General features: G+C 64.3%; 13 protein-coding genes, 6 tRNA genes and 1 pseudogene. 15 read left to right on the top strand and 5 right to left on the bottom strand.

All coding sequences use genetic code 11. The features are described from left to right. Nucleotides 1–24: 24 nt before the first annotated feature. Together M8J71_RS08680 and M8J71_RS08675 are read right to left on the bottom strand one after the other, a co-directional pair. The gene (locus M8J71_RS08680) at nucleotides 25–885 is read right to left on the bottom strand and encodes a PD-(D/E)XK nuclease family protein (protein ID WP_256247517.1); all 861 of its coding nucleotides are present in this window, start codon (nucleotides 883–885) and stop codon (nucleotides 25–27) included. Between the two features lie 95 nt (nucleotides 886–980). Continuing rightward, nucleotides 981–1,052, bottom strand: a tRNA-Val gene (locus M8J71_RS08675). Nucleotides 1,053–1,429: 377 nt separating this feature from the next. Here M8J71_RS08675 and M8J71_RS08670 point away from each other — a divergent pair. The 6 genes from M8J71_RS08670 to M8J71_RS08645 all read left to right on the top strand — a co-directional run bounded on the left by M8J71_RS08670 (nucleotide 1,430) and on the right by M8J71_RS08645 (nucleotide 2,419). Then, nucleotides 1,430–1,502: transfer RNA gene (locus M8J71_RS08670), tRNA-Gly, on the top strand. Nucleotides 1,503–1,549: 47 nt separating this feature from the next. After that, a tRNA-Cys gene (locus M8J71_RS08665) sits at nucleotides 1,550–1,620 on the top strand. A 40-nt stretch (nucleotides 1,621–1,660) separates the two neighbouring features. Then, nucleotides 1,661–1,735 (top strand) — tRNA-Val (locus M8J71_RS08660). A gap of 57 nt (nucleotides 1,736–1,792) precedes the next feature. Beyond that, a tRNA-Gly gene (locus M8J71_RS08655) sits at nucleotides 1,793–1,865 on the top strand. A 41-nt stretch (nucleotides 1,866–1,906) separates the two neighbouring features. Further along, nucleotides 1,907–1,978 (top strand) — tRNA-Val (locus tag M8J71_RS08650). Nucleotides 1,979–2,164: 186 nt separating this feature from the next. Then, complete coding sequence (locus M8J71_RS08645) at nucleotides 2,165–2,419, top strand: antitoxin (RefSeq protein WP_163163188.1); 255 nt, start codon at nucleotides 2,165–2,167, stop codon at nucleotides 2,417–2,419. 173 nt (nucleotides 2,420–2,592) lie between these two features. Here M8J71_RS08645 and zapE read toward each other — a convergent pair whose 3' ends face one another. Beyond that, nucleotides 2,593–3,630: a cell division protein ZapE gene (gene zapE / locus M8J71_RS08640; protein WP_256247516.1), complete on the bottom strand. Its 1,038-nt coding sequence runs from the start codon at nucleotides 3,628–3,630 to the stop codon at nucleotides 2,593–2,595. A gap of 215 nt (nucleotides 3,631–3,845) precedes the next feature. Here zapE and M8J71_RS08635 point away from each other — a divergent pair, with 215 nt between their 5' ends. The 4 genes from M8J71_RS08635 (at nucleotide 3,846) to M8J71_RS08620 (ending at nucleotide 6,085) form a co-directional block, all read left to right on the top strand. Next, nucleotides 3,846–4,769 (top strand): sulfurtransferase, encoded by a 924-nt coding sequence (locus M8J71_RS08635; RefSeq protein ID WP_256247515.1) that lies wholly within the window; start codon nucleotides 3,846–3,848, stop codon nucleotides 4,767–4,769. A 38-nt stretch (nucleotides 4,770–4,807) separates the two neighbouring features. After that, nucleotides 4,808–5,266: a SufE family protein gene (locus tag M8J71_RS08630; protein ID WP_256247514.1), complete on the top strand. Its 459-nt coding sequence runs from the start codon at nucleotides 4,808–4,810 to the stop codon at nucleotides 5,264–5,266. A 14-nt stretch (nucleotides 5,267–5,280) separates the two neighbouring features. After that, nucleotides 5,281–5,781 (top strand): Cys-tRNA(Pro) deacylase, encoded by a 501-nt coding sequence (ybaK, locus tag M8J71_RS08625; RefSeq protein ID WP_256247513.1) that lies wholly within the window; start codon nucleotides 5,281–5,283, stop codon nucleotides 5,779–5,781. Nucleotides 5,782–5,872: 91 nt separating this feature from the next. Further along, on the top strand, nucleotides 5,873–6,085 hold the full coding sequence (locus tag M8J71_RS08620; protein WP_256247512.1) for a hypothetical protein: 213 nt from the start codon (nucleotides 5,873–5,875) through the stop codon (nucleotides 6,083–6,085). Here the strand turns inward: M8J71_RS08620 and M8J71_RS08615 are convergent. Further along, nucleotides 6,079–7,401: an alpha/beta hydrolase family protein gene (locus M8J71_RS08615; RefSeq protein WP_256247511.1), complete on the bottom strand. Its 1,323-nt coding sequence runs from the start codon at nucleotides 7,399–7,401 to the stop codon at nucleotides 6,079–6,081. The genes M8J71_RS08620 and M8J71_RS08615 overlap by 7 nt on opposite strands. Before the next feature lie 113 nt (nucleotides 7,402–7,514). On the opposite strand from M8J71_RS08615, the gene M8J71_RS08610 reads away from it, so the two are divergent. The 5 genes from M8J71_RS08610 (at nucleotide 7,515) to M8J71_RS08590 (ending at nucleotide 12,029) form a co-directional block, all read left to right on the top strand. Beyond that, nucleotides 7,515–8,006 carry a hypothetical protein gene (locus tag M8J71_RS08610; protein ID WP_256247510.1) on the top strand — a complete coding sequence of 164 codons (492 nt, stop codon included), beginning with the start codon at nucleotides 7,515–7,517 and terminating at the stop codon, nucleotides 8,004–8,006. A gap of 14 nt (nucleotides 8,007–8,020) precedes the next feature. Beyond that, nucleotides 8,021–8,554 (top strand): peptide-methionine (R)-S-oxide reductase MsrB, encoded by a 534-nt coding sequence (gene msrB / locus M8J71_RS08605; protein ID WP_256247509.1) that lies wholly within the window; start codon nucleotides 8,021–8,023, stop codon nucleotides 8,552–8,554. Between the two features lie 142 nt (nucleotides 8,555–8,696). Continuing rightward, nucleotides 8,697–10,064: a DUF6421 family protein gene (locus M8J71_RS08600; protein ID WP_256247508.1), complete on the top strand. Its 1,368-nt coding sequence runs from the start codon at nucleotides 8,697–8,699 to the stop codon at nucleotides 10,062–10,064. Between the two features lie 8 nt (nucleotides 10,065–10,072). Continuing rightward, a complete protein-coding gene (locus M8J71_RS08595) occupies nucleotides 10,073–10,870 on the top strand; it encodes an SDR family oxidoreductase (protein WP_374114832.1) in 798 nt (265 codons plus the stop codon). A 61-nt stretch (nucleotides 10,871–10,931) separates the two neighbouring features. Continuing rightward, nucleotides 10,932–12,029, top strand: coding sequence for a threonine aldolase family protein (locus M8J71_RS08590; protein WP_256247866.1), 1,098 nt, complete (start codon nucleotides 10,932–10,934; stop codon nucleotides 12,027–12,029). 20 nt (nucleotides 12,030–12,049) lie between these two features. Here M8J71_RS08590 and M8J71_RS08585 read toward each other — a convergent pair. Then, nucleotides 12,050–12,151 (bottom strand): annotated as a pseudogene (locus M8J71_RS08585) (IS982 family transposase); the annotation flags it as partial.

Here is a 12,151-nt window from a genome sequence, read left to right as displayed (position 1 = left end):
AGACACCGCGGGTGCAGGCAACGCCTAGACGGTCTGTACCTGTGCGAGCGGCGGCGGGGCAATGGGCAGCAGCGCGGCCCCAGCGGAAATCGTGTCCGCTGACAATTCCCACACCCGCCGGAGGGCGCAGAACTTCCACCAGTGGTGCTTCAGGACCTCAGGGTTGGCACGGACCGGGCGGACCTCGGTCTCGCCAATGGCCACGGCCAGCAGGACGGGGTTGTCGCCGTACTTCCAAGGCTCCCAGCTCCCGGCCTCCGGATCCACCAGGCTCTCTTCCGCCTTCATGCCGGCCACCAGCTGCATCACCACTTTGTCGTCCAGCGGCTTCACCAGCCCGTCCCGGGTGGTGCCCTTGGTCTTGTAGTCGATGAGGCAGATCCTGCCGTTGATCCGGGCAACAAGGTCGAGAGTGCCTGCGTAGCCTACGGCGTTGTTCCAGACGGTGATCTCCGGGGCGATGGGTTCCACCCGGTAAAGCTCCCACCATTCATCAAAGCGGACGGCGAAGGCTTCTTCGCCGTTGGCGGCCAGCGCCTCCCGGGCTTCCTTCATGGCATGCGGCCGGCCCAGCGCCCGCAGGGCCACCTGCTCACAGTAGTAATGCACGCGGTCCCCGCGCCTGGCGGCCTCGTCCCGGTACGTTTCCGCTGCCTTGGCCGCGCGGTTGACGGCCTGCTTGATTTTGGCAGGGCTGCCGAGGCAGTCCGCGAGCAGCGGATCCTTCGCCAGGCTGCTGGCCCCCATGTATCCAAACCAGCCGTCAAGCCCGTGCGGCTGCTGGCCGATCACAGTGGTGATAGACGGCACGGAGAAATGCTCAGAGGTGGACCGGGCGTACATCCGCCCGTATTCCGTGGCGTGGGCAAGAAGTGGAGCAGTCATAGAAAAGACTCTTTCACAGGGGGCTGACATCGTGTCCGGGCGCACAAAAAAGGTCCGTTTCCGCTGCAAATGAGCGGAAACGGACCAATATGCGGTGGGCGATACTGGGTTCGAACCAGTGACCTCTTCGGTGTGAACGAAGCGCGCTACCACTGCGCCAATCGCCCTGATGCATTTGAATGTTAGCCGACCCTGCAGCCATTTCGGAAATCGGCAATCAGCCCGCAGCAAAAGGGGCACCCAGCCAGGCACCCAGGCCGTCGGCTGACCGGACAACGCGAACAGGACACAAGGAGCCAGGCCTGCGCAGGATCATTCACATGCCAGCCCTGCCCAAACCTCACCCTCGCACCCAGCGCCACCACCCGCCGTCGGGAATTACACGTTTGTAACTCAGGAAAATCCCCGCCATTACAGGGAAGCACCGCCATTGGCCCTTCATGAAGGCGGCTCGATTTGGAGAATCCCGGAACCTCCTATATTGTTTTTACTCGTTGGAAAGCGAGGAAATGCCGGGAACGGCAGCGAATCGGCCCTCCAAAATGCGGACGTAGCTCAGCTGGTAGAGCACCACCTTGCCAAGGTGGATGTCGCGAGTTCGAATCTCGTCGTCCGCTCGCAGGACACTGTCACGGCAAAGGTTCTTTTGAATCGGCGCTTACACGGTGGGTTGGCCGAGAGGCGAGGCAGCGGCCTGCAAAGCCGTATACACGGGTTCGAATCCCGTACCCACCTCGGTGAAAACCATGGTTTCCGGTCTGTTCCGGATAAGCATGGGCGATTGGCGCAGCGGTAGCGCGCTTCCCTGACACGGAAGAGGTCACTGGTTCGATCCCAGTATCGCCCACCAAGCAAGGAAACTTGCTTCATGCAGTTCGACCGGCCCCGGCCGGAACGTACTTCATATGCGGACGTAGCTCAGCTGGTAGAGCACCACCTTGCCAAGGTGGATGTCGCGAGTTCGAATCTCGTCGTCCGCTCTCTTACTCCTTACAATCCCATAAGCCGGGCTTCCGGTTCCGGGCGATTGGCGCAGCGGTAGCGCGCTTCCCTGACACGGAAGAGGTCACTGGTTCGATCCCAGTATCGCCCACATTCAGCAGCTCCCCGGAGCTGCTTTTTTCTTGCCCTGCGGCCATTGCCCCGCACAGGAGCCCAGCAACTCTATCCGCTGCTGGCGAACGCCCAAAGCCCCTGATTTCCTTGGCACGGCTCCGGCTGCAGCGCTAGGATCGAATGCGGAGGAGCGACCTGGCTCCGCGATTGAAGGGAGGTGCTCGTGGGACTGATTGGCGACCTAAAGGGCAAGGCTCAAGGTCTTATCCGCGGTAACGAGCAGGCCATCAAGAACGGCATCACCAAGGCCGGCGATTTCGTCGACACCAAGACCGGAGGCAAGTACTCAGGTCACGTCAACAAGATCCAGCATGGCGCTTCCAAGCTCGTTGACCAGAACGGAACTCCGGGCCAGGCACCTGCCCCCGGGCAGGTTCCGCCGGTCAACCCGGTTCCGCCGGTTGACAAGGCTCCGTAAAAAGGATTTGGCCAGGGCTTTGCCCTAGTACGTCAAGGGGGTGCGGGTCCCGCCGGGAGGCGGCACCCGCACCTTTGGCGTTTAAAGCCCCGCCGTCAGGCACCGCTCCCTACGGAGCAGCGCCTTCCGTCTATTGAACGGACGACGGCGGCCGGCGGCTGGCGCCGGCAACCCTAGGACGGCTCGTGGTTCTGCCCCTCCCGGGCCAGGGCAGTGAGGCGGGAGACAGCGCGGAAGTACTTTTTCATGTAGCCGCCGGTCATCATTTCCTCGGTGAACAGCTGATCGAACGGAACACCGCTGGCCAGGATGGGCACGTCCTTGTCATAGAGCCGGTCAGCGAGGACCACGAACCGGAGCGCCACCGCCTGCTCCGTGATGGTTTCCACGTTCCGCCACACAACGCCGTCGATCCCGTGGATCAGTTGGCGGTAGCGGCTCGGGTGCACCCCTGCGAGATGGTGGATGAGCGTTGAGAATTCGTCCTGCGCCACCGTCTTGCCGTCGAACTCCGCTTTCATGTGCGCGGACAATTCACTGTTCTTAAGTGGCGCCGGGGCTGCCGGCAGTCCGCGGTGGCGGAAGTCCTCCCCATCGATACGGATAACGTCAAACTGGTCTGCCAAAACCTGGATTTCGCGCTGGAAATCCACCGCGGCGAACCTGCCGTCACCCAGCGAGCCGGGCAGGGTGTTGGAGGTGGCAGCAAGTTTCACGCCGGCGTCGGCAAGTTCACGCATCAGCCTGGACATCAGCACGGTGTCGCCGGGATCATCGAGCTCAAATTCGTCAATGCAAACGAGCTTGTAACCGCTCAGGGCATCCACGGTCTTGCGGAAGGACAGGGCGCCTACCAGGTTGGTGTATTCCACAAATGTGCCGAAAGCCTTGGGCCCCGGGGAGGCGTGCCACAGGGAGGCCAAGAGGTGCGTCTTGCCCACGCCGAACCCGCCGTCCAGGTAGATCCCTGCGCGGGACGTATCCTTTTTGGCGAACAGTTTCTTGAACAGTCCCCCCCCGTCACTTGCCCCGACGCCGCCGGCAAATCCTTCAAGGGCCCGGACGGCATGCGACTGGCTGGGCTGTTTGGGATCCGGGCGGTAACTCGCAAAGGAGACCTGGCCGAAACGCGGCGAGGGAAAGAAACCCTTCAGGAGCTCATCCACCGATACTGACGGAGTTCGGGCGGCAAGCTGTTCGATCTGTACCAAGGTGGTCCGTTCTGCTGGTGGTTCGTCCCCAGAAAGGATACCGGCAACGAACCCCCGCTCCGGGTGGCGCGGGGCCACCGGCCGGCCAGCGTGACGAAGGCAACATTTCCTCCTATTAACGGAAAACGGACATCGCAGTGGACCGTGGCTAGGGTGGGAGGAGGTCCCCATGCCGGTCCCGCGGATCAGCCGTGTTCTCGATGAAAGGCAAAGATATGTCCTACCCAGTTGAACAAAACGAGAAGTTCGCAGCCTACGCCCACCCCGAGCGACTGGTTTCCACCGAATGGCTTGCTGCCGCCATCGACAACGGAGCCGTGGCCAGCGGCCAGCTGATCGTGGTGGAGTCTGACGAAGACGTGCTCCTGTACGAAACCGGCCACATCCCCGGTGCGGTGAAGATTGACTGGCACACCGACCTGAACGACGAAGTGACCCGCGACTACGTGGATGGCGCCGCGTTCGCTGAGCTGGCGGCGTCGAAGGGCATCTCGCGCGACAGCACCCTGGTCATCTACGGTGACAAGTCCAACTGGTGGGCTGCCTACGCACTGTGGGTCTTCACCCTCTTCGGCCACCAGGACGTGCGGCTGCTCGACGGCGGCCGGGATAAGTGGATTGCCGAGGGCAGGGAGCTGACCACCGAGAAGCCGGCTCTGGCCAGGGGCGAGTACCCGGTTGTTGAGCGCGACGATGCTCCGATCCGTGCGTTCAAGGAAGATGTCCTGGCCCACCTGGGCAAGCCGCTCATCGATGTCCGCTCCCCTGAGGAGTACACCGGCCAGCGCACCCACATGCCGGCCTACCCCGAGGAAGGTGCGCTGCGTGGCGGCCACATTCCCACTGCGGCCTCCATTCCGTGGGCGCGCGCCGCCGCCGCTGACGGCACCTACCGCAGCCGCGAGGAACTTGAGGCCCTTTACCTGGGCGAAGCAGGCCTGGCTGAAGGCGACGACGTCGTGGCCTACTGCCGCATCGGCGAGCGTTCCAGCCACACCTGGTTCGCCCTTAAGTACCTTCTGGGCTTTGACTCTGTCCGCAACTATGACGGTTCGTGGACCGAGTGGGGCAATGCCGTGCGGGTGCCCATCGTTAAGGGCGCGGAACGCGGATCCTTTCCCGTCTCCGTCGGGGTCTGACGGCGCACAGCCAGCCCTACCTGCGTAAACTTGGAATGATGACTACTCAAGCCTTGCCCTCCGCCTTGGCGGCCATTGTGGACGACTTCCAGGCCCTGTCCGAGCCCGAGCGCCTGCAGCTGCTGCTCGAGTTCTCCCAGGGACTGCCGGACCTGCCTGAGCGGCTCAGGGACCACCCCGAGTTGCTCGAGCAGGTGGTGGAGTGCCAGTCCCCGCTGTTCCTGACCATCGAGACGGAACAAAGCGGAGGCACGTCCGGCACCGTTCGGCTCTACTTCAAGGCTCCCGCAGAGGCTCCCACCACACGCGGTTTTGCCGGCGTCCTGCATGAGGGCCTGGACGGGCTGTCCGCCGAAGAGATCCTCTCGGTGCCTGATGACATGCCTGAACTGCTGGGCCTTACCCGCGCCATCACCCCGTTGCGGATGCGTGGGATGACGGCGATGCTGGGAAGGATCAAGCGCAAGGTCGCGGCTTCGTCCGCGGTGCGCTCCTAGCCGCGCAGGCATCAATGGCACGCAAAAACGCAGCACAGGGAACTCCGGCCACCGCCGTGCTGGCGGCAGCCGGGGTTCCCTTTGTGTTGCATCCCTACGCCCACGACCCCTCCGCTGCCAGCTACGGCGCGGAAGCAGCCGAGGTGCTCGGCATTGATCCGTCGAAGGTTTTCAAGACGTTGCTGGTGGAGGTGGAGGGCAGGCTGGCGGTGGGAATCGTACCCGTCAGCGGCACCCTGGACCTTAAGGCCTTTGCGTCATCACTGGGAGCCAAAAAGGCGGCCATGGCCGATCCCGCTGCAGCCCAGCGCCGCACCGGCTATGTGCTGGGCGGCATCTCCCCGCTCGGCCAGCGGCTCCCCTCCCCTACCGTGCTGGATCACAGCGCACTGGCGCTGGAAACGCTGTTGGTTTCGGGAGGCAAACGGGGCCTGGACATCGAGCTCGCCCCTGCCGACCTCATTCGTCTCACTGACGCCGTCACCGCTCCCATCAGCTCGCTGTCCGCCTCGTAGGAACCGCACGGTCAATCGTACTGGTTGCGGGCCTATAATCGTTGCACCGGCATCACTGCAGAGCAGAGCCGCTGTTAGATGGACGATCCTCATGCTCAAAACCCTGTTGTGCAAGACCAACCTTGGGCACCATTGGGTGGCCGAAGCGGACCGCGACGGCAACTTCACGCGCCATTGCGGGTACTGCGGAAAAGTTGATCCGCATGGCGCCCGGTGGTCAGAACGCCTCTCTCAACGCGACCATCCCGCCCACTCCAACTACGCGGACCCCTTCACCCCTCCGGACATGCCCGGCGGCTACTGAAGCCGCTTCCCAGCGGTTGCAGCATCCCCCGCATTTGCCGGTTGGGACCCCTGCCTGATCCCGCCTGGATTCAGGCGGGGCGCAAGCTGCTGCCGCAGCCATGCCTTCACCACGCTCTCCCACCGTGCAGGATCAACGTTCCACTCCTTTGTGTGCCGCGCATGGTTGAACGCCTCAAAGGTCACCATGTCCGGATTCCGCTCAGCCAGGAGCGCGGACGGCCCGTAGGGCACGTATTCATCGTCCACGCTGTGGATGATCAAAGTGGGAGTCCGCAGTTCCACTGCTCGCGAAACCCAGTCCATGACCTTCAGGTCCACCGGCGCGGAGAGTCCCGTGAGCCGGCGCCCCAGCGGGTGCCCCAGCATAAGCTGCCCGTAGCGGCCAACGAGTGACGGAATTCTGTTAATTTGCGCGTGGTGGGCGAGCACATTGACCCAGTCGGTGACCGGTGCATCCAGCACCATGGCCCGGATCAAATGGCGGTAGCGGGACAAGTCAGCAGTCTGCAGGCAGATGGCACCGCCCATGGACCAGCCGAAGAGGACAATCTCCTCGGCCCCGTTGGCAAGAGCGTATTCAATGGCTGCCTCGATGTCCCGCCATTCAGTCGACCCCAGGCCGTAGCGCCCGTCGTCGGCCGATGGGGCGAGCCCGTCATTGCGGTAGGACACCAGAAGGCTGGTCAGGCCAAGCTCCAGCGCGGGCCCGACGGCGCGCAGCGCCTCCTGCCTGCTGGCCCCGCGACCGTGGACCATCACAGCCCAGGTGCGTGCGGTGCCACCGGCGCGGACCAGCCAGGCGGGTGCCTGCCCCCGGTCCACTTCGATCACCACGTCCTCTGCCGGAAGTCCGGCCGCGGCCGGGTCCGGATAGACGGCGCCGCTCCACCAGCCCCAGCGCGCGGCAGTGAGGTCTCCCGCGTAGACAGCTTCAACGTCGCGCAGCACCGTACGTTCAGCGGGCGAGTACGAGATGATGCGGCCGATGCGCGCGTGCCCCTTGCCGCCGTCGAAAAAGAACCCGTACACACCGTCAACGGTGGTGTCCTCGTTAGCCGCCAGGATCACCTGCTGCCTCTGGCCGTCGCGAATCACGGCCAGCACTTCCTGGTCCGACGCCCGCTGCCGGGCCGGGGGGGTGACGCGGTCTCTTATACACACCGCCCGTGCCGACGATCCGGTGGCCCGCACCCCCGCCAATGCCCCGCCCCCGATGGCTCCGCCAATCGCCCACTTCGTCCGCAGCGACATGCCCGCGCCGGAATCCTGGGTGCGGGAAGCTGGGGCTGGGCTGGTCTGCTGGAAAAGTGCCATGGAACTATTCTTACCGTCCAGCCACCCAGAGCCCGTATTTCCGGCGGGCCGGTGGGAATTGCCTGCACCGGCAAAGGAGTGCAGCACCCCAGGCTCGGGACTAGGCTAAGGCCATGAGTGATCCCATCGTCATCCTGACCGAAGAACCCCTGGGGGCGGACGACCGCCTGAACATCGAGCGCCTGGTGGATGGTGCAGACACCCGGCTCGTGGTGCTGGTACCGGCAAACACTGAGCGGCACCTGCTGGTGGACTTCCTGGAAAACCTCTCCCTGCTGGACATCGCCAAGGCATTCCGGGAGCTGACATCCCACGCTCCGGACCCCGCGACGGAACGGGCGCAGGCAGCCGAAACGCTGGCGGTATCCCTGGCCACGCTCGCAGGACTGGGCGGAGGCGTCACGGGCGAGGTGGTGGACGGCGGGGCGGTCCAGGGCCTCGTGGCCAAAGTCAAGGAAACCGGCGCCGCGCAGGCCGTGGTGATCACCAGGCCGCATGCAGTGGCAGATACGTTCCACACCGACTGGGCCAATAAGGCACAGGACCAGTTGGGCCTCCCCGTCCTGCACCTGTACGCAGGTTCGGGATTTATCGGCGACTCCTGAGCGTTGAGAAGGCTATGAGCATCTTCGGTAACAACATCCTGGGAAACAGCATCTTCGGAAACAAGGCCACGGATCCGGCTCCCGAGTCCCCCGCCGCCGAGTCCCCCTCCGCCGAGCCCACCGTGCAAAAGAGCGACGCCGAGTGGCGCGAGGAGCTCACGCCCGAGGAGTATCACGTGCTCCGGCAGTCCGGGACCGAGCGCCCCTTCACCGGTGAATACTGGGACACCCATACGGCGGGCGTCTACCAGTGCCGCGCGTGCGGGGCCGAACTCTTCACCAGCAATGAAAAGTTCGATTCCCACTGTGGCTGGCCTTCCTTCTGGGCGCCGCTGGCTGAAGGCACCGTCCGGTACATCCATGACCGGACGTTGGGTATGGACCGCGTGGAGGTCCGCTGCGCCACCTGCGATTCCCACCTGGGGCACGTGTTCGACGGCGAGGGGTACGGCACGCCCACGGACCAGCGCTACTGCATCAACTCCGTGTCCCTGAAACTCGTTTCGCAGGAAAAACCGCAGGTCAGTGGCCCGGGTACGGAAGCCTGACACTGCTGAACGCTGGACCTACAAGCCATACAAAGCGCCCCGAGCACAAGGCTTTCTTAGGCTAAGCCTCTTTTCAGATTAGTCCTGCTGGTTGCTTGCTACGCTCACCGTAGATAGCAAGCAACCAGAAAGGCAGCCGACGATGACCGAAACTCTGATCACCGCCCCCACCGGAATAACCGCGGAAAACCAGGACTGGCTCCGGCTTAAAGCCGCGGCCTCTTCCCTCCAGTCTTTGCAGGTTAAGGACGGCTCCATCCCCGATGCCGGCGCCCACGCAGAAGCGTCCCGGCACGTGAGTGACATAGTGGAAGCAGTTCGTGTCCTGGCCCCCGCCTTTCCGCATGATGCCGCCTACCTTGACGCAGTCTGCGCGGACTTTTCCACTTGGGAAGCCAACGGCTTCAACGTCCCGGACTTCCTGTCTTCGCTCCTGGCCTTCCAGCCGCAGGAACAGCGCCGCGACGGGCTCCAGCACCTTGTGGTCTTTCCGATGTACACCCAGAACGGCAGCAGCAACCGGCTGGTCGAGGCAGTCCTGATCGAGGTGATCTGGCCCGAGTTCATCGCCGGCCTGGAGGCAGGGGAATACTCGAACAAGCTGTTCGTCCCCATCCGCTTCCTGGATTTCACCGCCGGCTACGACACCAACTCTGCCGTGCTGTTCCCGGAAACCGTTGCCGTCCGTGAAACCCCCACCTTCACCTGGGGCGCCATCTTTGCTGACCGCGAGGCTGCCCGGTTCCGCCGAGTGCTCAAGGCGGCCGCCGAGACCACCCGCCTGGAACTTCCCGAAGGCGCCGCGGAACTGCTCGCCGACCAGGACCTGACGGAAGCCACTTTTGTGATGTGGGACCTCATCCACGACCGCACCCACATGCGCGGCGACCTGCCGTTCGATCCGTTCATGATCAAGCAGCGGATGCCCTACTTCCTGTACTCCCTCGAAGAACTGCGCTGCGACCTGACGGCCTTCCGTGAATCCGTCCGTATCGAGAAGGACGAGGACGCCGATCCCGAGGCCCGCCGCCACGCCAAGCTGGTGCAGTACGCCATCATCTTCGACCGGATTTTCCGCTTTGCCATTACCGGCAGCCGGGTCCGGAACTATGACGGGCTGGGCGGCCAACTCCTTTTCGCCTGGCTGCACCAGCAGCACGTGCTGCACTGGACCGATACCCGGCTCACCATCGACTGGGACGAAGTAGCCGACGCCGTCATCGCCCTGGGTGCCAGCATCGATGAGCTGTACTGGCGCTCCATCGACCGCCCGAAAACTGCGCACTGGATCGCGGCGTACCAGTTGGTCTCCGCTACCGTTACGCCCAATCCGGCATCCGTCTGGGCGAAGGGCCCTGACGCGCTGGCCCTGGCCGGTCCGCCGCGCGGCCTGACGGACCAGGTGCTGGATGACGAGTTCCCGCTGTCCATGTTCTACGAAGCACTGGAGAAAAAAATGCGCCCCGTCATTGAGTCAACTGCCGGCATCACCGGAGCTACCGCACTGTGACAGAAGAGTTGGGGAACCAGGCACCGGACGCGGCTGGAGCCGGGACGGCCGGGACTCCGCGCCTGAACGTCCTGGTGACCGGCGGCAGCGGAGCGTCCGGCATCGCCGTCGCCCGGGCGCTTCACGCCGCAGGCCATCGGGTGTTCACCGTGGGTTCGGACCAGGCAAGGATCGATGCCGCGGCGGAAAAGGCGGGCGACGGCGTCACGGGCCTTGTGTGCAACCTGTCGCGGCTCGATGACGTGCGGCAACTGGGCAAGGACGTGTCAGCGGCTGCCGGGACGGTTGACGCCGTCATCCACCTGGTAGGCGGCTGGCGCGGTGCCACAGGCATTGCCGACCAGACGGACGAGGACTGGGATTTCCTGGAACGCGGCGCCATCACTACGCTCCGGAACGTGTCCCGCATCTTCTTCGACGATATCGCCGCTTCCCGTTACGGCCGCTTCGCGATGGTGTCCTCCACCGCTGTGGCCAAGCCGGCAGCAGCCACTGCCAGCTATGTTGCCGCCAAGGCCGCTGCCGAAGCGTGGACCATGGCCATGGCGGACGGCTTCCGCCGGGCCAACGCCGCTGCCGGCGATGACACTGCCGTCAACGGTACTGCCGGGAACACCGGTCCCGGGGAAGCGGCCGCCGTCGTCCTGGTGGTCAAGGCCCTCGTGGACGATGAGATGCGCCGGAACCACCCGGAGCGGAAGTTCCCCGGCGCAACTGACGTCGAAGACCTGGCCAGCGCCGTCGTCGGACTCTTTGACACCCCGGCTGGCGGCCTGAACGGCAGCCGGCTCGTGCTGGCCCCCTGAGAGTCCGTTCCCTGCCTGCAGGGCGGCTGACTGTATTTAGACTGAAAGCGTGAGCAAAGCCATGACAACAACAGCAGAAACTGCCGCCGGAACCCGGCTGCACGATCCCACCATCCGCGGATTCGCCTCGGACAACTACTCCGGGGTACATCCGGAGGTCCTCGCGGCCCTGGCCGCGGCCAACGACGGCCACCAGGTTTCCTACGGGGAAGACGACTACACGGCCAGGCTGCAGGAACTGATGGAGGAACACTTCGGGCCCGGCATCGAATGCTTTCCCGTCTTCAACGGAACCGGCGCCAACGTCCTGTCGCTGCAGTCGCTGCTCCCCCGCTGGGGCGCCGTGGTGTGTGCCTCCACTGCCCACATCAACATGGACGAGAACGGCGCGCCGGAACGGATTGGCGGCATCAAGCTTTTGCATGTCCCCACCCCGGACGGCAAGCTCACGCCGAAACTGATCGACCGGGAGGCCTGGGGCTGGGGCGACGAGCACCGCGCCCAGCCGCTGGCCGTCTCCATCACCCAGACCACGGAGCTCGGAACCTGCTACACGCCGGACGAGGTGCGGGCCATCGCGGACCATGCCCATTCCAAGGGGATGAAGCTGCACATGGACGGGGCCCGGCTGGCCAATGCGGCGGCCCACCTCCAGGTCCCGCTGCGGGCCTTCACCCGCGACGCCGGCGTGGACATTCTTTCGTTTGGCGGCACCAAGAACGGGCTCCTGTTCGGTGAAGTGGTGGTGGCGCTGAACCCGGAGGCCGCCCATGGGCTGGTGTACCTGCGGAAGATGAACATGCAACTGGCGTCGAAGATGCGCTTTATGTCGGCCCAGTTCATTGCCCTCCTGGAAGGCGACCTCTGGCTGCGGTCCGCCTCCCACGCCAACGCGATGGCCACCAGGCTCCGCACCGCCGTCGACACCATTGACGGCGTACAGCCGACGCAGAAAACCGAGTCCAACGGCGTCTTTGCCATCCTGCCCCACGGTGTAGCGGACCGGCTGCGGAAATCGTTCCGCTTCTATGACTGGAACGAGGCCGCCGGGGAAGTCCGGTGGATGTGTTCATTCGATACCACCGAGGAGGACATTGATGCCTTTGTGGCAGCAATCCGCCATGAGCTCCGCGCTGACGGCAGCGGGCAGTCCAGCTAGATGATTAAGTCCTATTGGATTTAGTGGTCGTAGGCAATGAGTGAGCGCTTGCGGGGCGCGTTGATGCGCCAGTTGTGCCAGATGCCTGCGGCGAGGGCGAGGAGTCTGGCTGCCACCCGGGC

The sequence above is a fragment of the Pseudarthrobacter sp. R1 genome (genome assembly GCF_024494415.1).
Lineage (GTDB): Bacteria > Actinomycetota > Actinomycetes > Actinomycetales > Micrococcaceae > Arthrobacter.
This window is presented reverse-complemented; position numbering and strand designations above follow the sequence as displayed.